Below are 22,229 nucleotides of genomic sequence, written 5' to 3' on the forward strand. Positions count from 1 at the left end.
CTAGCAAAACCCTAGCCCAGGCGCAAATCAGGCCAGGCGGAGGGGCTCCACCTCCACCGGGGTGCTGTGGAAGGTGCTTCCGCCCCCTAAGTCGGTGAGGGTTTCCGCGGTGAGGTGGTTGATGCCCTTGCCGTCTGGGGCCCACTTTTCCCACCAGGTGCCCTCGAGGACCACCGTCCCCGGCATGGGGGCCTCGGTCACCTTGGCCTTGCGCACCACCCTGCCTTGGGGGGAGTGGATGTAGACCAGCATGCCCTCAGTGATCCCCCGCTCCTCGGCGTCCTTGGGGTGGATGAGAAGCCTGGGCTCGCCTCCTTCCGCCTCCACCAGGGCCTGGACGTTCCCGTAAGTGGTGTTCAGGAAGCGGTGGGCCGGGGGGGTGAGGAGGATCAAGGGGTAGCCGGGGAGGGTTTGGGTGGGGATGACCTCCGGCGGGGGGCTGAAGCGCACGGGGCCCTTTTGGAAGGGCAGGAAGGGCTTGGGGAGGTTGAGCTTCACAAACCCCTCCTCCTTAAGCCTCTTCGGGTTGATGCCCGCCAGGTAGGGGTGGTCCACATCCAGGAGGCTTTCTGCCACCTCTTCCGCGGTCCAGTAGAGGGTGGGTTCCTTTAGGCCAAGCCTCCTCCCCAGTTCCCGGAAGACCCAGGTGTTGGGCCTGGCCTCCCCTTCGGGCTCGGTTAGGGGCTCATTCCAGGAGAGGTAGTAGTGGCCGTAGCTGGTGTAAAGGTCGGGGTGCTCGTAAAAGAAGGTGGCGGGGAGGAGGTAGTCCGCGTAGCGGGCGGTTTCCGTCATCACCTGCTCCAGCACCACGGTGAAGAGGTCCTCCCGCAAGAGGCCCTCCTTGACCCTTCCCGTGTCCGGGGCCACCACCAGGGGGTTGGAGTTGAAGACGAAGAGGGCCCTTATGGGGGGCTCGAGGCGGGTGAGGGCGCTGGCGAGCTCGTTCATGTTCACCCGGCGCACCTTTGGATTGGGGCGGAAGTAGCCCTCGTGCGGGTGTTCCCCCTCCAGAAGGTGCCGCCCCCCTAGAAAGCGTTTATTCAGGGGGAAGGCCCCGCTGGTGGAAAGAAGGGCCCCGCACCCCGGGTAGCGCCAGGCCCCCAGGAGGGCGGGGAGGAGGCTCGCTGCCCTTAGGGCATTCCCCCCACCTGGATGCCGGGTCATCCCGTAGCCCACCCGGAGGAAGACCCGTTTGGCTTCCCCCAGTTCCCGGGCCAGCCGCTCTATGGCCTCCTCGGGCACCCCGGTAAGGGCGCTGGCCCTTTCTGGGGGCCACTTCCGGGCCTCTTCCTGGAAAGCTTCCAACCCTGTGGCGGCCTCCTTGAGGTATTCCCAGTCCACCAGGTTTTCACGGAACAGCAAGTGGGCCAGGGCGTAGGCCAAGGCAGCGTCGGTGCCAGGGCGGAGCTTGATGTGCTCGTCGGCGAATCGGCTGGTGTGGTTCTTGTAGGGGTCGATGTGGACCACCTTGGCCCCCCGCCTTCTCGCCTCCTTGAGAAAGGGGGTGAGGTGGCTGTTGGTGGAGAGGCTGTTGATGCCCCAAAGGAGGATGTAGCGGGCCTCGGGCACCTCCTCCGGGTCGGGGCCGAGCCTAGGGCCATAGGTCATCTCCCAGGCGGCGCTTCCTGCGGTGGAGCAGATGGTTTCCAGAAGCTCGCTGGCCCCGATGGCCCGGAAGAAGGCCAGGGGGTGTTGGTTCTCCACGAGGCCCATGGTTCCCGCGTAGTGGTAGGGGAGGACGGCCTCGCCCCCGTGGGTGTCCAGGATGGCCTTGAGCCTTTCGGCGATCCCGTCCAGGGCCTCCTCCCAGGAGACCCTTTCAAAGCGGCCTTCCCCCTTCCTCCCCACCCGGCGCAAGGGGTAGAGGAGACGCTCCCTTACCCTTTCGGGATAGCTGTAGGTTTTGGCGCAGGCGAAGCCTTGGGTGACGGGGTGGCGGGGGTCGCCCTCCACCCGAAAGAGCCTTCCCTCTTCAAAGGTGAGCAGGAGGCTACAGGCATCGGGGCAGTCCAGGGGGCAGGTGGCTCGGGCCTTCATGCCCCTATAGTAGCTCCAGGGCCTCGAGGGCGCCGCAACGCTCCTCATAAGGGTCCGGCATCAGCCCCGGGGGCTCGTCCAGCCGGAGGAGGTAGCCCTCCGAGTAGAAGGGCCAGCGGGGCCAGCCCCGGGGCTCCCCTTCCTGGGCGAAGCTCACCCAGTAGCGGCGCATGCGTTTTCCCAGGGCCTCGGCCCTTTCCCTGGCCTCGGCGCTGAGGAAAAGCGGAAGAAAGGGCATTTCCTCGAGGTTTCCGAAAAGGAGGGCGAGCTCCAGGCCGTGGAAGGCCCCGAGTCCCTCCCAGCCTGGGATTCGGAAGGTGAAGAGATAGGCATGGGTGAGGGCGAAAGGGGCCTGGAGCCTTGCGGCCTTTAAGGAGGGGCAGAGGAGGAGAAGATCGGTTTGGGCCTCTCCCCAGGCTTTTCGGGGGTCGGGAAAACGTTTCTGATACACACTTTTTAAGGCCTCGCGTTGTTGCGGGGTGAAGCCTTGGGCGGCAAGCCTTTGGTCAAACTCCTCCCAACTCCTTGGTCCCAGGAGCCAGGCTAGACCCGGGAAAGCGAGTTCCTCCAGGTTGGCCCCTGCCAAGAGGGGGATACCCCGGGCCCGCCCCTTCTGAAGGGCCTCGAGGGGGCTTTCCGGAAGCAGGGCCCCCAGGTGGGGCTTGAAAGGGGAGTTGGGAAAGCCCAGGGCAGAGGCGGTGATGTCGGGAGGGGCTTTGGGTTCCGTGGGCGGAAAAAGGCGGGAGAGGGGAAGGCTCCGCAGGCAGACCAGGTCTTCCGGGGGGCAGCCTAAGGCCTTAGCCCACCGTTCCCCGAAGGGGAAATCCCTTTCCAAGGGGCGGACCTGGTGGCACCCCCCCGACTGGACGATCGCCTTCTGAAAAAGTCCCCGGGCCTCCGGGGTGGCCAGGAGGGTGCAGACCAGCATGCCCCCAGCGGATTCCCCGAAGAGGGTCACGTTTTGGGGGTCGCCGCCAAAATAGGGGATGTAGCGCTGGACAAAGCGCAGGGCTTCCATCACGTCCAGGAGGCCATAGTTGCCCACCGCCTTGGGATCTTCCTTCGCCAGGGCGGGAAGGGCCAAAAAGCCCAAGGGTCCCAGGCGGTAGTTTATGGAAACCACCACTACCCCCTCCTGGGCTAGCCGGTGCCCCCCGTAGATGGGCTCGGCGGCGCTTCCCGAGGTGAAGCCACCCCCGTGCAGGTAGACCATCACGGGAAAGCCTTCCGGGGGTGGGAGTTCCAGGGGAAGGAAAAGGTTTGCCACCAGGCAGTCCTCCCTCTGCGGGGGGATGTATCCCCCCAGCCGGGCGGTGGTCCCAAGGGTTTGGGGGCAGGCTACCCGCTCCCTTCCCACCCCAGGGGGCCAGGTGGCCACGGGCCTGGGGGCCTCAAAGCGGCCCGCTTCCGCGTAGGGCAGGCCGTAGAAGGCGATGGCGCCCTTTTCGATCTGGCCTTGGGCGGGGCCGAGGGGGGTCCGGACCGTGATCCCCTGGGCTAGAGCAAGGCCCAGGGTTAGGTTCAGGGTAGCCGCAATCAGGAAGGCAGCGGGGTTCATATTCAAACTTTTCCAGATCGTTTCCCCCGATGTCAATAAGCGGGGCAAAGGAGACATAATGCCAAAGGATGGAAGGGGTGCAGGGGTGCCTCGAGGCCTCCTTCTGGTCCTTGGGCCTAAGGGTGGCCGGGGTGGATGAGGCAGGCCGGGGGGCCTGGGCGGGGCCCATCGTGGTGGGGGCGGTGATCTTGCCGTCTGGCCGCTACCCCTTCCGGGATTCCAAGCTCCTAAGGCCCAAGGAGCGCGAGCACCTGGCGGAGGAGGTGCAGCGGGTGGCCTTGGCCCATGCCCTGGGGGTGGCGGAGGTGGCGGAGGTGGACCGACTTGGGGTTTTGAAGGCCACCCTTCTAGCGGCGCAAAGGGCCTTGAGCCTTCTGGATCCACCCCCTGAAGCCCTGGTCACCGATTATCTCCAGGTGTCCACTTCCTTGCCCCTCCTTGCCCCTCCCAAGGCGGACCAGCATAGCCCCAGCGTGGCCGCGGCCAGCATCCTGGCCAAGGTGCACCGGGACCGGCTTATGGTGGAGTTGGATCGCCTTTACCCCGGTTACGGGTTTGCCCGGCACAAGGGCTACGGCACCCCTGAGCACCAAGCGGCTCTTCTGGTCCTAGGGCCTTCCCCTGTGCACCGCAGGCGCTTTGCCCCGGTGGCCCAGGCTCCCTTAAGGTTTTCTGAAGAGGAGTAGTCCCATTGAGGACTAGACTGAGGGTGGAGGTGGCCATGCGGCTTTTGTGGATTATAATGGCGGGGCTTCTTTCCGCCTGCACCCTGACCCTTGAAGGGATCACGGTCAGTTACTGCTGGGACTTCTCCCCTGCCATCCTGCGCTTTGAGCCGGACCGGGGGGCAGGGGCCACCTATTACGTGGGGGAGGAGGTGCGCTTCTTCCTTACCCTGGCTGAACCCGGCTGGATAAGCTTAGTGGCCATAGATCCCGATGGACGCACCTACGAGTTTGACAGGTTTTACCTGGGCCGGGGTACCTACGTGCTGCCTCCAGGGGCCTACCGCTACACCCTCATGCCCCCGAGGGGGCTCCAGCGGGTGCGGGCAGTATACACGGATAGGCAGCCTGGGAGCCTGCGCCTGGAGGGGGTATACACGGACTGGGATGCCCGGCTCAGGGTGTACCTGGATGCCTCTGGGGCCCACCGCTACCAGGTGGTGGAGACTTACTTCTACGTGCGCTAACCGCAAGAACTTGCAAGGGGACTTGCGCTTTCTACCCCCAGGTGGGGTATAATCCTCCCGGACCGCTAAGGAGGTCAAAAATGAAGCGGCGTGATTTCTTAAAGAAGGCAGGTATCGGCGTAGCAGCCAGTGCAGCCTTTGGCCCGGTCTTCGCCCAAGCCCAGCCCAGCGTGAGGTGGCGGCTAGCCAGCAGCTTCCCCAAGAGCCTGGACACCATCTATGGGGCAGCAGAAGTGCTGGCGGAGCGGGTTTCCGCCCTCACCGGCGGCCGCTTCCAGATCCGTCCCTACCAGGCTGGAGAGATCGTGCCTGGGCTACAGGTGATGGATGCCGTGCAGCAGGGCACGGTGGAAATGGGTCACACCGCTAGCTACTACTTCGTGGGCAAAGCGGCGGTTTTCGCCTTTGACACCGCGGTGCCCTTTGGCCTCACCGCTCGACAACAGAACGCCTGGATGTACTACGGAGGAGGTATTGAGCTCTTCCGCCCCATCTTTGCTGATTTCAATATCATCCAGTTCCCAGGTGGCAACACCGGGGTCCAGATGGGGGGCTGGTTCCGCAAGGAGATCAAGGGCGTGGCGGACCTCAAGGGGCTCAAGATGCGCATTCCTGGCCCTGGCGGCCAGGTGATGAGCCGGCTTGGGGTGGTTCCCCAGGTGCTGGCGGGTGGGGATATCTATCCCGCTCTAGAACGGGGCGTGGTGGATGCTGCTGAGTGGGTGGGCCCCTACGACGACGAGAAGCTGGGTTTCTACAAGGTCGCCAAGTACTACTACTACCCTGGCTGGCACGAGCCCGGACCCCAGCTTGCCTTCTATATCAACCTGAGGGAGTGGCAGAAGCTCCCTAAGGAGTACCAACAGGCCCTCGAGGTGGCGGCCGCCGAGGCCAACCTGGTCATGATGGCCAAGTACGACCAGGTGAACCCCCCTGCCCTTCAGCGGCTCATCAGGGCGGGGGTACGGTTGCGCAAGTGGCCTGCTGACGTGATGAAGGCGGCCCAGAAGGCGGCCTTTGACTGGTACGAGGAAGAGGCGGCCAAGGACGCCACCTACCGGAAGGTCTACACCGCCTGGAAGAGGTTCCGCGAGGAGCAGTACCGCTGGTTCGGGGTGGCGGAGCTGGGCTACGAGCAGTTCGCCTTCCCCGCCCCTTAGGGCGTAGAGCTAAGGGGCCCGGGGCCTTGTGCCCCGGGCCCCTTAGGTTTTTTTCAACCTCCTAAGCCGTTCACAAACCGCAGGATGGGCTCGCGCAGGAAATAGACCATGACCAGTACCAGAAGCTGGAGGCCAATGAAGGGGATGCCTCCTAGGTAGATGTCTATGGTCTTCACCTCTTTGGGGGCCACGTTGCGCAGGTAAAAGAGGGCGAAGCCAAAGGGTGGGGTGAGGAAGGAGGTTTGCAGGTTTACCCCCACGAGGAGGCCGAACCAGAGTTTGTCGATGTTGAGCGCCTCGGCGCCGATGGCCAGGAGGGGTAGGGCGATGAAGGCGATCTCAAAGAAGTCAATGAAGAAGCCCAGGAGGAAAACCAGGACCATCACGAAAAGGATGAAGCCCACTTCCCCGCCGGGAAGCCCAGTGAGAAAGCCCTCCACCCAGAGGTCTCCATCCACCCCCCGGAAGACCAAGCTGAAGAGGGTGGAGCCGATGAGGATGAAGATGACAAAGGCGGTGAGCTTAGCCGTGCCCTCCATGGCACCGTAGAGCACCTGGAAGGAAAGCTTCCGGTTTAAAGCCGCTAGGATCAAGGCTCCCACCACCCCCATGGCTCCGGCCTCCGTAGGGGTGGCCAGGCCGATGAGCACCGTGCCCAGCACCAGGAAGATGAGCACCAAGGGGGGCACCATGGAGAGGAGGGCCCGTTGCAGGAGGCGGTTGTTGCGGATCCAGGGCAGGAGGACCAGGGTCCAAAGGGACAAGGCGGCCAGCACCTCCAGCCACTCCGCCCAGGCGGGGAGAAAGCGGCCTACGGCGTAGGCTCCTACCCCCACCAGGAGGTACGAAAGGAGGACGAAGGCCGTTTGGGCTTCCTTGCCCGCATCGGGGCGGGCTTCCGGGGGAAGGGCCGGAGCCCACCTGGGCCGGAAGAGGGCCACGTAGATCACGTACAGGAAGTAGAAGGCTACGGTGAGCCCGGCGGGGATCAGGGCTGCTTTGTACATGTCCCCCACGCTGACTCCCAGCTGGTCGGATAGAACGATGAGCACCACGCTGGGGGGGATGATCTGGGCCAGGGTGGCGGAACCCAGGATCACCCCGCTGGCGAAACGGGGGTTGTAGCCGTACTTGAGCATGACGGGCAGGGAGATGAGCCCCATGGCCATGACGCTGGCGGCCACCACGCCCGTGGTGGCCGCCAGGATGGCTCCCACGAAGACCACGCTCAGGCCAAGCCCTCCCCTTAGGGGGCCGAAGAGCTTGCCCATGGTGTCCAATAGGTCTTCCGCCAGGCCGCTTTTTTCCAGAATGATGCCCATAAGGGTGAAAAAGGGGATAGCCAGGAGGAGCTGGTTGGACATGATGCCAAAGATGCGGTCGGGCATGGCCCTTAGGAGAGGCGCGGGGAAAATGTCCAGGGCTATCCCCAGGAAACCGAAAACGATGCCCACCGCCCCTAGGGAGAAGGCCACCGGGTACCCGGAGAGCAGGAAGACCACCAGGGCCAGAAACATCAGGGGGGGCAAGAGGCTCTCCAGGCTCATTCCACCACCTCCTGCTCCTCCTTCCCCATCTGCAGGTGCCCGGTCAGGTAGGCGATGCGCTTGATGAGTTCCGAAATCCCCTGGAGGGCCAAGAGGGCGAAGCCCACGGGCAGGGCCAGCTTAATGGGCCAGCGGGGAAGGCCCCCCACGTCGGGGGACATCTCGCGGCCCAGGAGGGAGTTTTGCGCCCAGGGCCAAGAGAGGTAGATGACTCCGATGGCCATGGGGAGCAGAAACAGAAACGTGCCCACGATGTCTATCCAGGCCTGGGTGCGCTTGGAAAAGCGGCCGAAGAGGAGGTCGATGCGCACGTGGGCGTTGTGCTTCAGGGCGTAGGCCCCCCCCAGGAGGAAGATCAGGCTGAACATGTACCACTGGGCCTCGAGGTAGGCGTTGGAACTATAGCTGAAGCCGTAGCGCATGACGGCGTTGCCCGCGGAGAGCAAGGCTACCAGGAGGACCAGCCAGACCACCAGCCGTCCTACCCCTTCCGTGAGGGCATCGATCCACCGAGATAGGGCTACCAACACTCCCATGCGTTGCCTCCCCTGCGTTTACCTGCCAGATACAGCCCGCCGTATCTTAATGCGGGGTTTCGGGAGGTGTCAATGCGAGGGGCCTTCCGGAGGTCAATCCGGACGCGCATCAGGCAAGGGCCTTGCGCACCAGGGCCATGGCCGCCTCCAGCACCTCCTGCAGGTGGGCCTCGCCCTTGAAGCTTTCCGCGTACACCTTGGCCACGTCCTCGGTGCCGCTGGGACGGGCGGCGAACCAGGCGTTTTCCGTCACCACCTTGAGGCCTCCTAGGGGCTCACCGTTTCCGGGAGCCCGGGTGAGGATGGCCAGGAGGGGCTCCCCTGCCAGCTCCTTTTCCTTTACATCCTCGGGGGAAAGGCGGGCCAGCCTGGCCTTGGCCTCGGGGGAGATGGGGAGGTCCTTGCGGGCGTAGTGGGGCCGGCCCAGGCGCTCGGCCAGCTCCTCGTAGAGCTCGTCGGGCCCCTTTTCCCGCTTGGCCAGGATCTCCGCCGCCAAAAGCCCCAGGAGGATGCCGTCCTTATCGGTGGAAAAGGGCCTGCTGTCAAAGCGCAGGAAGCTGGCCCCGGCGCTTTCCTCCCCGCCGAAGCCCAGCCAGCCTTCCAGGAGCCCGTCCACGAAGTACTTGAAGCCCACGGGGGTTTCGTAAACCTTCCGCCCCAAGGCCCTGGCCACCCGGTCCAGAAGGGCGCTGGTCACCGCGGTCTTGCCCACCTTGGCCTTAGGCCAGGTGCGGGTGGTGTAGAGGTGGGAGACGGCGGCCGCCAGGTAGTGGTTGGGGTTCATGAGGCCCTTCCTGGTGACGATGCCGTGGCGGTCGGCGTCGGGGTCGTTGCCGATGGCCAGGTCAAAGCGGTCTTTAAGGGCCAGAAGGCCCGCCATGGCGTAGGGGCTGGAGCAGTCCATGCGAATCTTGCCGTCGTGGTCCGGGGGCATGAAGCGGAAGGTGGGGTCTACGGTGGGGTTGACCACCTCGAGGTTGAGCCGGTAGGCCTCGGCAAGCCGCTCCCACACCCTTAGGCTCGCTCCTCCCAAAGGGTCCACCCCCAGGCGCAGGCCGGAAACCCGGATGGCCTCGAGGTCCACGGCCTCCCGGATCTTCTCCACATAAAGCCCCACGTAGTCAAAGGGCTTAGCCTTTTTCAGGGCCTCCCGAAGGGGAAGGCGTTTCACTCCCTTTAGCCCTTCCGCAAGGAGGGCGTTGGCCCTTTCCTCAATGGCCTTGGTGATGCGGGTATCGGCGGGGCCACCCGTGGGGGGGTTGTACTTAAGCCCCCCGTCCTCGGGGGGGTTGTGGCTGGGGGTGAGGAGGATGCCATCCGCCTTAGCGGGGTGGTGGGCGTTGTGCTCCAGGATGGCCAGGGAAACCAGAGGGGTGGGGGTGTAGCCCTCCTCGAGGTGCACCTCTATGCCGTTGGCGGTGAGGACGGCAAGGGCCGTGGCCCAGGCGGGTTCGGAGAGGGCGTGGGTGTCCTTGGCCAGGAAGAGGGGTCCGGTGGCCCCAAAGGAGGCCCGGAGGTCGGCGATGGCCTGGGAGATGGCCAGCACGTGGGCCTCGGTAAAGGTGCCCTTAAGGCTTGTGCCCCGGTGGCCGCTGGTGCCGAAGGCCACCCGCTGGAGGGGGTTTTGGGGGTCGGGGCGCTCTTCGTAGTAAAGGGTGAGGAGCTTGAGGAGGTTCATGCTTCCATCTTAAAAAACCGAGGAGGCCCCAAGCGTCTGGGGCCTCCCGCGGGCTCCTTCCAGCCTAGGGCTTGGAAGGCGCTTCCTTGGGAGCCTCCTGTGTGGGGGACTTCGCCGGCTCCTGGGTTTTGGGGGTGAGTTCCGCCAGCACCTGGCTCAGGCGGTTTTCTATTTGGGCTGCCTTACGGAGCTCCTGAATGAGGGCCTGGGCCTGCTGCTGCCGCTTCCGGTTGATGACCCCTTCCTTAGCTTGCTCCGTCACTTCCGCGAAGGGCTTGAGCACCTCCGGCTTGCGGTCTTTGATGATCAGTACGGCAAAGGTCCCGTCTTCCAGCTTTACCACCTCGCTCACCTCCCCCAAAGGACCCGTGGGGAAGGTTTCCTTCACCTTGAAGACCAGGCGATCCAAGACGGCGGGGAGCTGGTTGGGGTTCACGGTGCCGTACTCGGTGACGCTGCCCTCCTGGGCCTTGGCCAGGGCCTGTAGATCGCCGCCTTTTAAAGCCGCCTCCCGGAAGGCCTTGGCCTTGGCCTCGGCCTTAAAGACTACCCCCGTCACCTCGGCGCTGGCCGGGATGGTGAAGAGGGCGGGGTTTTCCGCGTAGAATTTGCGGGCTTCCTCCTCGGTGGCGGCGAGGCCACGGGTTTCGTAGAGGAGGTAGGCCTGGGCGATCTGGTCCTTGGAGCCGATGAAGGGCTTGCCGGTCTTCTTGGCGGCCTCCACCAGGAGCTCGCGGTCGATCAGGCTTTCCAGGGTCTGGGGCAGGAAGAACTGCACCGCTAGCTCCCCCAGGCCTTGCTGGATGAGGGATGCGGTCTGCTGGTTGGAAAAAACCGGCTGGAGAACCTCGCTCAGCAGGATTTCCCTGTCGCCCACCTTGGCCACGGGAGGGTTCTTGTAGCTATAGGGGCTCTCCTCGGCGAAGCGGACCTGGGCCTTCCGGCGGAGGTCTTCCAGGTAGGCCTCGAGGGCCCCGTTCCCCTCGGCCTCCTGGGCATCCTTCTCCACCTGCTCCTTCACCTCCTCAAAGGTGGGCACCTTGGGGGGCAGGTACTCCTCCACCTTCACCAGGTAATACCGGCCCCCTGCCTCTATGGGCCCCATCAGGCCAGGCCCCTTCGTTGCAAAGACCGCCTCCGCCACCTTCTCGGGGAAGACCACCTTGGTCACGGGTTTGGGCTCGCTCTCCCCTGGAGCTGCTCCCAGGGCCCCACCTTGCTCGGCCCCCACCTTGGAGTACTGCTTGGCCAAGGCGGCAAACTCCTCCCCGGCCTTGGCCTTGGCCAGAAGCTCCGCCGCTAGCTTGGCATCGTCCACCACGATCTGCCGGGCCTTCACCCGGGGCTCGCCCTTGTAGTCCTCCTGGTGCACCTCAAAGTAAAACCGCACCTCTTCCGGGGTGGGCTTGGCTGCGGAGCGGATCTGCTCGAGGCGCTTTTGGATCTGGAGCTGGGTTTTTACCTCGCTCCTAAGCTGGGCATCGGTGTACCCCACCTGGTTCAGGAACTGCTCGTAGGCCTTCTTGTCCTTCAGGCCAAACTGCTCCCGGATGCGGTCCACCTCCTTGCGCACCTCGGCGCTACCCACCCGGATCCGGGCAGCGTCCTGTTTGAGGGCCTCGGTGAGGATCACCTGCTCCAGGAAATGGGTGTCCACCAGGTTCTTTAGGAGCCCTTGCGGGTTTGCGGCGTAAAGGGGATCGTTTCCCTGGAGCCTAAGCAGGTCCAGCTCGTAAACCGCCTTCCCGTTCACCCACAGCACGGGCTTACCCCGTGCCTGCTGTCCCGCTTGGGGGGTGAAGAGGAGGATGGCCCCCACGGCGAAGGCCAAGGCCAGAAGACCGAAAAGGATGGTGATGGCTTTCTTGCTGATACCGAACACTTGACCGCCTCCTCCTTAGCGTGCTAGGATACTTCCCGCTGAGTGCGCCCGTAGCTCAGCTGGATAGAGCGTCGGCCTCCGGAGCCGAAGGTCAGAGGTTCGAGTCCTCTCGGGCGCGCCATTTTTCTTTTTCCCCCGTCTACCGGAAAGCCCACAAGCACGAAGGGATTGTAGCACACTCCTCATGAGAAAGGGGTTTAGCATGGGAGGGTGCTGCCGCTTCTCCTGGCCTGGCTTCACACGGTCAACGACCTCTTCTCCAACTTCCTCACGCCCCTTCTGCCCAAGCTGATGGCCCACTTTGGGGTAGGGCTGGGGACGGTGGGGCTTCTGGTGTCCGTCTACTCCTTAACGGGCAGCCTTTTCCAGCCCTTGGCCGGCCTCATCGCCGACCGGTGGGACCGAAGGCTTTTGGCGGCCTTGGGGCCGGTGCTGGTGGCTTTGGGCATGGGTTCCTTGGGCCTATGGCCTCGGTTCGAGGTACTGCTTCTGGTCCTGGGGCTCGCCGGCTTGGGTTCGGCCCTTTTTCACGCCTCGGGGGCCAGCCTGGTGGGGGAGTTCGCCCCGAGGGAGCGGAGGGGTTTTTGGCTTTCCTTTTTTGGGTCCGCTGGGTACCTGGGCCTTTCCCTGGGGCCGGTGGTGGCCTTGTTCGCCGTGGGGGCTTGGGGGCTTAGGGGCCTAGTGTGGTTAACCCCGCTTGCCCTGGTGCCGGCCCTGCTTCTCCTGCGCCTGCCTCCGGTGCGGCGCCAGGGAAAGCCTGCGGGTTTCAGGGACTTTCTGAGGGTCTTTCGCGGGGATGTGGCCCGGCTTTGGGGGATGGCCACCTTAAGGAGCCTGGTGTTTATGAGCTTTTCCACCACCTTACCCTATTGGTTTACCCAAAGGGGCCTTTCCGATGCGTACATCGCCTTAAGCCTTTCCACCTATAGCTTCTCCGCCACCTTGGGCGCCTTCCTTGGGGGTACCCTTTCCGACCGCCTCGGGCGGAAGGCGGTTTTGGTGGGGACCCTGGCCTTCGGGCTTCCCCTGTACCTGGGCCTTCTTTTCCTGCCTCCCGAGGGTGCGCCCTACCTGGTCCTTCTGGCCTTGACCGGGGCCTTGATGAACGCGGGGATCCCGGTGGCTGTGGCCTTGGCCCAGGAGCTGGAACCGGGCCAAACGGCCACCGTTTCCGGGCTTCTCATGGGCTTCACCTGGGGTTTCGCCGGGCTCTTCTACGCCCCCATAGGACACTTGATCGAGGTCTTTGGCGTGATGCCGGTTCTCCTGGCCCTGGGGGCCTTGATCCTGCCCGCCTGGGCCTTGGCCCAGGGGGTACGGGAACCTGGGGCTGGGCCTCAGGGACGTAAGATGGATCCATGAGGATCCTTCTGGCCACAGATGGCTCTCCCCAGGCCCGGGGAGCGGAGGTGTTGGCGGAGTGGCTTTGCTACAAGCTTTCCGCCAAGTTGGTGGCCCTCTACGTCCGGGATTCCCGCCTCATCCGGGTGTTGGAGCTCATGGACTTCGGGGCCCTTACCGTGCCCGTGCCCGCCTACCGGGAAGAGCTGGAAAAGGCCCTTTCCGCCCATGGCGAGGCCTTATTGGAGCGCATTCACAAAAGCGTCGAAGAGGCGGGGCTTCAGGCGGAGGTTTTCATGGAAACCGGGTTGCCCCACGAGGTGATCCTGCGCCACGCCCGTACCGCAGACCTCCTGGTCATGGGCCGGAGCGGGGAAACCCACGGGGGGAGCTTCGCTGGTCTGGGGAGCACCGTGGATAGGGTACTGAGGACCTCGCCCACCCCGGTTTTGGTAGCCCCCACCGACTACGTGGAGATAGAGGGGGCCGTCCTGGGCTACAACGCTTCGGAAAGCGCAGTGCGGGCCTTGCACACCCTAGCCCTTCTGGCCAAGCCTCTTGGGCTTTCGGTCCGGGTGGTGAGCGTGCACGATGACCCGGTTCAGGCTGGGGCGTGGGCCCTCGAGGCTCAGACCTACCTGCAGGACCAGGGGATCCGGGTGGAGTCCCTGGCCTTCTCCGGCGATCCCGCTGAGCACCTTTTGTCCCTGCAGACCCCCTCGGATCTTTTGGCCTTGGGAGCGCCGGTGCGCCGCCTGGTTCTGGGGAGTACTGCCGAACACGTGGTGCGCCACGCGGTGGGGCCAGTGCTCACCGTGCGATAAGTTACATCGCGGTCTGGTATAATGGACCCCTAAAGGAAAGGGGGGTTCTATGACCGTTCGTCAGGTCCTGTTGCGCAAGGGGGTAGGGGCCCATAGCGTTCACCCCCAGGCCACGGTGCTGGAGGCCCTCAGGAAGCTGGCCGAGCACGACATCGGAGCCCTTTTGGTTATGGAAGGGGATAGGCTTCTTGGCGTCTTCTCCGAGCGGGACTATGCCCGGAAACTGGTCCTCCTGGGCCGGTTTTCCAAGGACACCCTGGTGGAGGAGGTCATGACCCGCGAGGTGATCACGGTGACTCCCGAAACCACCTTGGAAGAGGCCATGCGCCTGATGACCGAGTACCGGGTGCGGCATCTTCCTGTCTTGGAGGAAGGCAGGGTGGTTGGGGTGGTTTCCATCGGGGATGCGGTCAAGGCCATCATCACCGAGCAGGAGGTCCTGATCGAGGAGCTTTCCCGCTACGTGATGGAAAACCGCTAGTCGCGGAAAAGCCAGCTGAGAAGAAGGCTTACTAGGGAAAGGATCAAGGCCCCGATGAGGGCTTCGGCAAAGCCCGGCACCTGAAGGGCCGTGGCCTCGGCCACCAGGTAAAGCACGATGCCGTTGACCACCAGGGTGAAGAGCCCCAGGGTCATGAGGTTTAAGGGCAGGGTCAGGAAAAGGAGAATGGGTCGCAGTAGGGCGTTGGCCAGCCCCCATACCGCACCTGCTACCAAGTAGTCCAAAAGCCCTGCCTCCCGGGCGAAGGAAACCCCCGGGTATACCAGGCTTACCACCCAAAGGGCTAGGGTGTTGAGGAGAAGCCGTGCCAGTAGGCCGCGCACGGCCTTAGCTTACCCCAAAAGCCTCCACCCCCCTTGACAGTTTTGTTTTGNTCCGGTCCAAACGGCAAGCTCCTCATACAGCCCCATTTTGTCTGAACTCAAAGGGGGAGCTCAGATTACACCCCCTTGACATAGCTTCTCGGGTCTGGTAGTTTTTTCTTTGCGCTGCCTGGTGGGCGGCGGGGGATCTTGAAAGCTGGGGTGGAGGATAGGTGGTTGGAGGCCGCGATGAGCGGCCTTTGAGGGTCAAGATGCTAAGGGCCCACGGTGGATGCCTTGGCACCCGAGCCGATGAAGGACGTGGCTACCTGCGATAAGCCAGGGGGAGCCGGTAGCGGGCGTTGATCCCTGGATGTCCGAATGGGGGAACCCGGCCCGTGGGAACACGGGTCACCGCCGGTTGGCGGGGGGAACCTGGGGAACTGAAACATCTCAGTACCCAGAGGAGAGGAAAGCGAAAGCGACTCCCTGAGTAGCGGCGAGCGAAAGGGGAAGAGCCTAAACCGTCTGGCTTGTCCGGGCGGGGTAGTGGGGCCCTCGGATACCGAATCCCCGACTCTAGCCGAAGCTGTTGGGAAGCAGCGCCAGAGAAGGTGAAAGCCCTGTAGGCGAAAGGGGAGGGGATAGGTGAGGGTACCCGAGTACCCTGTGGTTCGTGGAGCCATGGGGGAATCTGGGCGGACCACCGCCTAAGGCTAAGTACTCCGGGTGACCGATAGTGGACCAGTACCGTGAGGGAAAGGTGAAAAGAACCCCGGGAGGGGAGTGAAATAGAGCCTGAAACCGTGGGCTTACAAGCAGTCGCGGCCCCTTTGGGGGTTGCGGCGTGCCTATTGAAGCATGAGCCGGCGACTCACGGTCGTGGGCGAGCTTAAGCCGTGGAGGCGGAGGCGTAGGGAAACCGAGTCCGAAGAGGGCGTTAGTCCGCGGCCGTGGACCCGAAACCGGGTGAGCTAGCCCTGGCCAGGGTGAAGCTGGGGTGAAGCCCAGTGGAGGCCCGAACCGGTGGGGGATGCAAACCCCTCGGATGAGCTGGGGTTAGGAGTGAAAAGCTAACCGAACCCGGAGATAGCTGGTTCTCCCCGAAATGACTTTAGGGTCAGCCTCAGGTACTGACTGGGGCCTGTAGAGCACTGATAGGGCTAGGGGGCCCACCAGCCTACCAAACCCTGTCAAACTCCGAAGGGTCCCAGGTGGAGCCTGGGAGTGAGGGCGCGGGCGATAACGTCCGTGTCCAAGCGCGGGAACAACCGAGACCGCCAGCTAAGGTCCCGAAGTCTGGGCTAAGTGGGAAAGGATGTGGCGTTGCTGAGACAGCCAGGAGGTTGGCTTAGAAGCAGCCATCCTTTAAAGAGTGCGTAATAGCTCACTGGTCGAGTGACGCTGCGCCGAAAATGATCGGGGCTTAAGCCCAGCGCCGAAGCTGCGGGTCTGAGGGGTGATCCCTCAGGCGGTAGGGGAGCGTTCCCGATGCCGATGAAGGTTGTCCGCGAGGGCGGCTGGAGGTAAGGGAAGTGCGAATGCCGGCATGAGTAACGATAAACAGGGTGAGAATCCCTGTCGCCGTAAGCCCAAGGGTTCCTACGCAATGGTCGTCAGCGTAGGGTTAGGCGGGGCCTAAGGTGAGGCCGAAAGGCGTAGCCGAAGGGCAGCCGGTTAATATTCCGGCCCTTCCCATGGGTGCGATGGGGGGACGCTCTAGGCTAGGGGGACCGGAGCCATGGACGAGCCCGGCCAGAAGCGCAGGGTGGGGGGTAGGCAAATCCGCCCTCCGCGAGCTCTGCGTGGTGGGGAAGCCCGTGAGGGTGACAACCCCCCGAAGCCAGGGAGCCGAGAAAAGCCTCTAAGCACAACCCATGGGAACCCGTACCGGAAACCGACACAGGTGGGCGGGTGCGAGAGCACTCAGGCGCGCGGGATAACCCTCGCCAAGGAACTTTGCAAGTTGGCCCCGTAACTTCGGGAGAAGGGGTGCTCTCTGTCGGCGCCGCGTGCGGCGCCGATGGCGAGCCGCAGTGAACAGGCTCTGGCGACTGTTTACCAAAAACACAGCTCTCTGCGAACTCGTAAGAGGAGGTATAGGGAGCGACGCTTGCCCGGTGCCGGAAGGTCAAGGGGAGGGGTGCGAGCCCTGAACCGAAGCCCCGGTGAACGGCGGCCGTAACTATAACGGTCCTAAGGTAGCGAAATTCCTTGTCGGGTAAGTTCCGACCTGCACGAAAAGCGTAACGACCGGAGCGCTGTCTCGGCGAGGGACCCGGTGAAATTGAACTGGCCGTGAAGATGCGGCCTACCCGTGGCAGGACGAAAAGACCCCGTGGAGCTTTACTGCAGCCTGGTGTTGGCTCTTGGTCGCGTCTGCGTAGGATAGGTGGGAGCCTGGGAAGCCGCCCTTTCGGGGGCGGTGGAGGCGCCGGTGAAATACCACCCTGATGCGGCTGGGGGCCTAACCCAAGGGATTGGGGACAGCGCTTGGCGGGCAGTTTGACTGGGGCGGTCGCCTCCCAAAAGGTAACGGAGGCGCCCAAAGGTTCCCTCAGGCGGGACGGAAATCCGCCGGAGAGCGCAAGGGTAGAAGGGAGCCTGACTGTGAGGCCTGCAAGCCGAGCAGGGGCGAAAGCCGGGCCTAGTGAACCGGTGGTCCCGTGTGGAAGGGCCATCGATCAACGGATAAAAGTTACCCCGGGGATAACAGGCTGATCTCCCCCGAGCGTCCACAGCGGCGGGGAGGTTTGGCACCTCGATGTCGGCTCGTCGCATCCTGGGGCTGAAGAAGGTCCCAAGGGTTGGGCTGTTCGCCCATTAAAGCGGCACGCGAGCTGGGTTCAGAACGTCGTGAGACAGTTCGGTCTCTATCCGCCACGGGCGCAGGAGGCTTGAGGGGGGCTCTTCCTAGTACGAGAGGACCGGAAGGGACGCACCTCTGGTTTCCCAGCTGTCCCTCCAGGGGCATACGCTGGGTAGCCATGTGCGGGAGGGATAACCGCTGAAAGCATCTAAGCGGGAAACCCGCCCCAAGATGAGGCCTCCCACGGCTTTAGCCGGTAAGGACCCGGGAAGACGACCCGGTGGATGGGCCGGGGGTGTAAGCGCTGCGAGGCGTTGAGCCGACCGGTCCCAATCGTCCGAGGTCTTGACCCTTTTTGCACTGATGGTCCACCCCAGCCCAAATCCCCCGCCTCCCCAGGGGGCGTGGAATTTTGAAAAGCAAAACACCAGAATCCCCCGTGCCCCTAGCGGCGTGGAACCACCCGTTCCCATTCCGAACACGGAAGTGAAACGCGCCAGCGCCGATGGTACTGGGACCGCAGGGTCCCGGGAGAGTAGGTCGGTGCGGGGGATTTTTACTACGCGCCGCGTGTGGCGCGTGCGGGAGTAGCTCAGTTGGTAGAGCACGACCTTGCCAAGGTCGGGGTCGCGGGTTCAAGTCCCGTCTCCCGCTCCAACAAAACCCCCAGGCATAGGCCTGGGGGTTTTTCATTTGACACTTTCGTCGGAAAGCCAGTCGGCCCAGGTTTCCAAATGGGCGCTATCGGAAACGGCGAGGACCTCCCGCTCGGGCAGAAGGATCCGGGTGATGGAGGTGTTGGGGATGTGGAAGCGCCGCCAGGCGTCGCCCTCGAGGTCCAGGGCCATCTTCAAGGCGGCGCGGATTACGCCCCCATGGGTCACCAGGAGGTGCCGGCCGGCTGGGAGCGTTTCAAGGAAGGCCTCCAGGCGCCGGGCCAGGTCGGCCATGCTTTCCCCACCAGGGCGGGGGGTATGCCAGGGATCCCTTTGGGCAGCCCGGATGAACTCGGGGTACCGGGCCTCCGCTTCCTCCCGGCTCAGGCCGGCCAGGGCTCCCACGTTGATTTCCCGCAAAAGGGGGGTGGTTTCCAAGGGAAGGCCCAGCATTGCCGCCAGGGGCTCGGCGGTTTCCCGGGCCCGGCGGAGGTCGGAGGCGTAAAGCCCGTGAAAGGAAAGCTGGCTTCGGGAAAGGCGTTGGGCCAGGCGGAAGGCCTGGCCGATCCCCGCAGGGGAGAGGGGTACATCCAGGTGGCCCTGGAAGCGCTTCTTGACGTTCCACTCGGTTTCTCCGTGGCGGATGAGCCAGATCTCTTTCATACCAGGTGGATTCTGGAGCCGGCCACCACCCTTCCCACCGGGAAGCTTTCCACCAATTTCTGGGCCCTTTGGGCCTCTCTTTCCGGTAGGACCAGGATGAGCCCTAGACCCATGTTGAAGACCCGGTACATCTCCTCCTCCGGTACGGTTCCCATCCGTTGTAGGTAGGGAAAGATGGGGGGAATGGGCCAGCTTCCCTTATGGATTTCCGCCCCCAGTCCCTCGGGGAGGGCCCGGGGTAGGTTTTCCGGGAGGCCGCCCCCGGTGATGTGGGCGATGGCGTGGATCCTCACCCCAGCTTCCCTAAGCGTTAGGAACTCCTTGAGGTAAGCCCGGTGGGGGCGGAGGAGGGCTTCTTTTAGGCTTTCCCCAAGCTCCGGCACCGGCGCCTCGAGGTCCAGCCCCCCCACCACCTTCCGGATCAGGGAGTAGCCGTTGGTGTGGGGGCCGGAGGAGGGAAGGGCCAGGAGAACGTCCCCTTCCTGGACCCTTTCCGGGCCCAGGATCTCCCCCTTCTCCACCACGCCCACCAGGGTGCCCACCACATCCCAGGCCCCTTCCCGGTAGACCCCGGGCATCTCCGCGGTCTCCCCGCCCAGAAGGGGAATGCCCAGGGCCTTGCAGGCCTCGGCGAGGGAGGAGAGGAGTGCGGAGAGCACCTCCTCCTCCAGGCGGCTTGCCGCCAGGTAGTCCATGAAGAAGAGGGGGGTAGCCCCTTGGCAAAGGAGGTCGTTCACCGAGTGGTTCACCAGGTCAAAGCCCAGCCCGGACACCTCGCCCGCCTGCAGGGCCAAAAGGGTCTTGGTCCCCACCCCGTCCGTGGTGGCCACCAGGACGGGTTCCTTCATCTCCTTTAGCTCCCCGGCGTCAAAAAGCCCCCCAAAGGCGCCAAGCCCTCGTAACACCCTGGGGGTATAGGTGGCGGCGATGGCCTCCTTGGCCCTTTTCAGGGCTTCCGCTTTGGCCTCGATGTGCACCCCGGCTTCCTCGTAACGCATCCGCCTCATCCTACCCCAAGGGCCTCGAGGAGAAACCTTCGCACCAGCTCGGGCTTGGCCTGGCCCTTGGTCCTCCGCATCACCTGGCCCACGAGGGCGTCCAGGGCCTTGAGCTTGCCCTGGCGCACGCTTTCTGCCGCCTCGGGCATGGCGGCGATCACCTCGGCCACCACGGCCCTCAAGGCTCCCTCGTCCGCCACCACCCTTAGGCCCCGCTCCCGCACCAGGGCCTCGGGATCCTTGCCCTCCAGCACCTCCGGCAGAAGCTCCTTGGCCACCCGGCTGGTGATCTCCCCCCGCTCAAAGAGGGCCACCAGGCGGGCGAGGCCTTCCGGGGTAAGGCGGGTCTGTTCCAGGGTAAGCCCCCGATCGTTCAAGAGCCCGGCCACGTCCGCCAGAAGCCAGTTGGCCAGGGCCTGGGGGGAGGCTTGGCCCAGGCTGAGGGCCCGGTCCAGGAAGCGGGCCAGGGAGGGGGTATAGGCCAGGACCTCGGCGTCTTGGGCCTTGATCCCTAAGGCCTGGTAGCGCCCTTCCTTTTCCCAGGGGAGTTCGGGGAGGTCTTGCCGGATGGCCTCGAGCCACTCCCGGGAAATGGGCACCGGGGGGATGTCGGGCTCGGGGAAGTAGCGGTAGTCCGCCTCCTCCTCCTTGGTGCGCATGGGGTAGGTTTTTCCGCTTCCCTCCTCAAAGCCCAGGGTGGCCTGTTTTACCCTCTCCCCCCGCCGCAGGATCTCGGTCTGGCGGCGGATCTCGTACTCCAGGGCCCGTTGCACGCTCTTAAAGGAGTTCAGGTTTTTGATCTCCACCTTGGTGCCCAAAGGCTCCCCCGCACGGCGCACGGAAACGTTCACGTCAGCCCTCATTTTCCCTTCCTCGGGGCTGGCCTCGGAGATGCCCAGGGTCTGGACCAGAGCCTGGATGCGCTGCAGGAAAAGCCGGGTTTCCTCGGGGCTTTTGAGGTCGGGTTCGGTGACGAGCTCGATCAAGGGGCTTCCCGCCCGGTTCAGGTCCAGAAGGGTGCGGTCCTCCAGGTGGAGGCTTTTCCCGGCATCCTCCTCCAGGTGGAGGCGCTTGATGCGCACGGTCCTCTCCCCCAAGGGGAGGCTACCTCCCTGGCCCAGGGGGAGGTCATACTGGCTGATCTGGTAGTTCTTGGGCAGGTCGGGGTAGAAGTAGTTCTTGCGATGGAAGACCAGCCTCTCCGGAATCCGGCTTCCCAGGGCCAGGGCGAGCCTGAGCCCGAACTCCACCGCCTTCTTGTTGGGCACGGGGAGGCTTCCGGGTAACCCCAGGCACACGGGGCAGGTGTGGGTGTTGGGCGGGGCGCCGAAATAATCGGCCTGGCACCCGCAGAAGGCCTTGGTCCGGGTCTTTAAGTGCAGGTGGACCTCGAGGCCAATGGCCGCCTCGTACATGGCCTAAAGTTTACCAAGCCCCCTGGGTACTTAAGGGCGCTTGCTCCCCTCCTGCACCCCGGCCAGGCGCATGAACTCCTTGGGGTCCACCGCCCGGCTCAAACCCATCTCGTAGGTGATCAGCTTGCGCCGGTAGAGATCCGCCAGGCAGGCGTCCATGGTGATCATCCCGTACTGGCCCCCGGTCTGGATGACACTCCTAAGCTGGTGGCTCTTGCCCTCCCGGATCAAAGCCCTTACCGCAGGGGTGGCGATCATGAGCTCGTAGGCCAAGACCCTTCCGCCCCCAAAGGCCTTGGGCAGAAGCTGCTGGGTGAGCACCGCCACCAGGTTGTTGGAAAGCTGCACCCGCACCTGCTCCTGCTGGTTTTCCGGGAAGACGTCGATGATGCGGTCGATGGTCTCGGGGGCGGAGTTGGTGTGCAAGGTACCCATGACCAGGTGCCCGGTTTCCGCGGCGGTGATGGCGGCGGCGATGGTTTCGTAGTCCCGCATCTCCCCCACCAGGATCACATCCGGGGCCTGGCGGAGAACGCTCCTAAGCGCCTTGTGAAAGCCGTGGGTATCGGAGCCGATCTCCCGCTGGTTGACGATGGCCTTCTTGTGCTTGTGGAAGAACTCTATGGGGTCCTCAATGGTCACGATGTGCACGGGCTTGCGTTCGTTGATGTAGTCGATCATGGAGGCCAGGGTGGTGCTCTTCCCCGACCCGGTGGGCCCCGTGACCAGGACCAGGCCCCTGGGAGAAAGGGCGATCTCGGCGATGTTCTTGGGCAGGCCCAGCTCCTCAAAGCTCTTGATGGTGGCGGGCACCACCCTTAAGACCCCTCCCACGCTTCCCCGTTGCAGGAAGACGTTCACCCGGTAGCGCCCTTTTCCCGGGAGGCTGAAGGAGAAGTCCAGCTCCTTTTCCTCCTCAAAGATCCGCTGCTGCTTCTCATCCATGAGGGCGTACATGAGCCGGCGGGTGTCCTGGGGGGAGAGGGGCTCGTACTCCGTGGGGTGGAACTCCCCGTCCACCTTGATCATGGGGGGGAGGCCCACGGTGATCACCAGGTCGCTGGCCCCCCGCTCCACGGCCAGGGTTAGAAGATCCACAATATCCGGTGTTTTGGCCATAGCCAACTCC

General features: G+C 64.1%; 17 protein-coding genes, 2 tRNA genes and 2 rRNA genes. 10 read left to right on the top strand and 11 right to left on the bottom strand.

Annotated elements, in window-relative coordinates:
- Nucleotides 1-27: 27 nt before the first annotated feature.
- Together C2847_RS03720 and C2847_RS03725 are read right to left on the bottom strand one after the other, a co-directional pair.
- The gene (locus tag C2847_RS03720) at nt 28-2,037 is read right to left on the bottom strand and encodes a molybdopterin oxidoreductase family protein (RefSeq protein ID WP_105317137.1); all 2,010 of its coding nucleotides are present in this window, start codon (nt 2,035-2,037) and stop codon (nt 28-30) included.
- 4 nt (nt 2,038-2,041) lie between these two features.
- A complete protein-coding gene (locus C2847_RS03725) occupies nt 2,042-3,595 on the bottom strand; it encodes a carboxylesterase/lipase family protein (RefSeq protein ID WP_105317138.1) in 1,554 nt (517 codons plus the stop codon).
- A gap of 68 nt (nt 3,596-3,663) precedes the next feature.
- Between C2847_RS03725 and C2847_RS03730 the strand changes: the two genes are divergently transcribed.
- From C2847_RS03730 to C2847_RS03740, 3 genes are all read left to right on the top strand, one after another.
- Nucleotides 3,664-4,281, top strand: a complete 618-nt coding sequence (locus C2847_RS03730) for a ribonuclease HII (protein WP_105317139.1) — start codon at nt 3,664-3,666, stop codon at nt 4,279-4,281.
- 35 nt (nt 4,282-4,316) lie between these two features.
- Nucleotides 4,317-4,787, top strand: coding sequence for a DUF4384 domain-containing protein (locus C2847_RS03735; RefSeq protein ID WP_105317168.1), 471 nt, complete (start codon nt 4,317-4,319; stop codon nt 4,785-4,787).
- Nucleotides 4,788-4,867: 80 nt separating this feature from the next.
- Nucleotides 4,868-5,947 (top strand): TRAP transporter substrate-binding protein, encoded by a 1,080-nt coding sequence (locus C2847_RS03740; protein WP_105317140.1) that lies wholly within the window; start codon nt 4,868-4,870, stop codon nt 5,945-5,947.
- A gap of 53 nt (nt 5,948-6,000) precedes the next feature.
- Here the strand turns inward: C2847_RS03740 and C2847_RS03745 are convergent, their stop codons facing one another.
- The 4 genes from C2847_RS03745 to C2847_RS03760 form a co-directional block, all read right to left on the bottom strand.
- Nucleotides 6,001-7,494, bottom strand: coding sequence for a TRAP transporter large permease (locus C2847_RS03745; RefSeq protein ID WP_105317141.1), 1,494 nt, complete (start codon nt 7,492-7,494; stop codon nt 6,001-6,003).
- Entirely contained in the window at nt 7,491-8,030 is a 540-nt protein-coding gene (locus C2847_RS03750; protein WP_105317142.1) for a TRAP transporter small permease subunit, read from the bottom strand. Before C2847_RS03750 ends, C2847_RS03745 begins: the two co-directional genes overlap by 4 nt.
- A gap of 109 nt (nt 8,031-8,139) precedes the next feature.
- A complete protein-coding gene (locus C2847_RS03755) occupies nt 8,140-9,708 on the bottom strand; it encodes a phosphoglucomutase (protein WP_105317143.1) in 1,569 nt (522 codons plus the stop codon).
- A gap of 64 nt (nt 9,709-9,772) precedes the next feature.
- Nucleotides 9,773-11,590 carry a peptidylprolyl isomerase gene (locus tag C2847_RS03760; protein ID WP_105317144.1) on the bottom strand — a complete coding sequence of 606 codons (1,818 nt, stop codon included), beginning with the start codon at nt 11,588-11,590 and terminating at the stop codon, nt 9,773-9,775.
- Nucleotides 11,591-11,634: 44 nt separating this feature from the next.
- Here C2847_RS03760 and C2847_RS03765 point away from each other — a divergent pair.
- From C2847_RS03765 to C2847_RS03780, 4 genes are all read left to right on the top strand, one after another.
- Nucleotides 11,635-11,711, top strand: a tRNA-Arg gene (locus C2847_RS03765).
- A gap of 89 nt (nt 11,712-11,800) precedes the next feature.
- Nucleotides 11,801-12,952: an MFS transporter gene (locus tag C2847_RS03770; RefSeq protein ID WP_105317145.1), complete on the top strand. Its 1,152-nt coding sequence runs from the start codon at nt 11,801-11,803 to the stop codon at nt 12,950-12,952.
- Nucleotides 12,949-13,755, top strand: a complete 807-nt coding sequence (locus C2847_RS03775; protein ID WP_105317146.1) for a universal stress protein — start codon at nt 12,949-12,951, stop codon at nt 13,753-13,755. Before C2847_RS03770 ends, C2847_RS03775 begins: the two co-directional genes overlap by 4 nt.
- Nucleotides 13,756-13,804: 49 nt before the next feature.
- Nucleotides 13,805-14,236: a CBS domain-containing protein gene (locus C2847_RS03780; protein WP_105317147.1), complete on the top strand. Its 432-nt coding sequence runs from the start codon at nt 13,805-13,807 to the stop codon at nt 14,234-14,236.
- Here the strand turns inward: C2847_RS03780 and C2847_RS03785 are convergent.
- Entirely contained in the window at nt 14,233-14,580 is a 348-nt protein-coding gene (locus tag C2847_RS03785) for a phage holin family protein (RefSeq protein ID WP_105317148.1), read from the bottom strand. The genes C2847_RS03780 and C2847_RS03785 overlap by 4 nt on opposite strands.
- Nucleotides 14,581-14,824: 244 nt before the next feature.
- On the opposite strand from C2847_RS03785, the gene C2847_RS03790 reads away from it, so the two are divergent.
- The 3 genes from C2847_RS03790 (at nt 14,825) to C2847_RS03800 (ending at nt 18,025) form a co-directional block, all read left to right on the top strand.
- Nucleotides 14,825-17,721 (top strand): 23S ribosomal RNA (locus C2847_RS03790).
- An 82-nt stretch (nt 17,722-17,803) separates the two neighbouring features.
- A 5S ribosomal RNA gene (gene rrf, locus C2847_RS03795) occupies nt 17,804-17,920 on the top strand.
- A gap of 29 nt (nt 17,921-17,949) precedes the next feature.
- Nucleotides 17,950-18,025, top strand: a tRNA-Gly gene (locus C2847_RS03800).
- A 32-nt stretch (nt 18,026-18,057) separates the two neighbouring features.
- On the opposite strand, the gene C2847_RS03805 is transcribed toward C2847_RS03800, so the two are convergent.
- The 4 genes from C2847_RS03805 to C2847_RS03820 are packed head-to-tail and all read right to left on the bottom strand — an operon-like array spanning nt 18,058 to nt 22,219.
- The gene (locus C2847_RS03805; protein WP_105317149.1) at nt 18,058-18,687 is read right to left on the bottom strand and encodes a histidine phosphatase family protein; all 630 of its coding nucleotides are present in this window, start codon (nt 18,685-18,687) and stop codon (nt 18,058-18,060) included.
- The gene (purM, locus tag C2847_RS03810) at nt 18,684-19,685 is read right to left on the bottom strand and encodes a phosphoribosylformylglycinamidine cyclo-ligase (RefSeq protein WP_105317150.1); all 1,002 of its coding nucleotides are present in this window, start codon (nt 19,683-19,685) and stop codon (nt 18,684-18,686) included. Before purM ends, C2847_RS03805 begins: the two co-directional genes overlap by 4 nt.
- A 5-nt stretch (nt 19,686-19,690) precedes the next feature.
- Complete coding sequence (gene gatB, locus C2847_RS03815) at nt 19,691-21,100, bottom strand: Asp-tRNA(Asn)/Glu-tRNA(Gln) amidotransferase subunit GatB (RefSeq protein WP_105317151.1); 1,410 nt, start codon at nt 21,098-21,100, stop codon at nt 19,691-19,693.
- 30 nt (nt 21,101-21,130) lie between these two features.
- Complete coding sequence (locus C2847_RS03820; RefSeq protein ID WP_105317152.1) at nt 21,131-22,219, bottom strand: type IV pilus twitching motility protein PilT; 1,089 nt, start codon at nt 22,217-22,219, stop codon at nt 21,131-21,133.
- Nucleotides 22,220-22,229 lie beyond the last annotated feature (10 nt).

This window comes from Thermus tenuipuniceus (genome assembly GCF_002964845.1).
In the GTDB taxonomy this organism is placed as follows: domain Bacteria; phylum Deinococcota; class Deinococci; order Deinococcales; family Thermaceae; genus Thermus; species Thermus tenuipuniceus.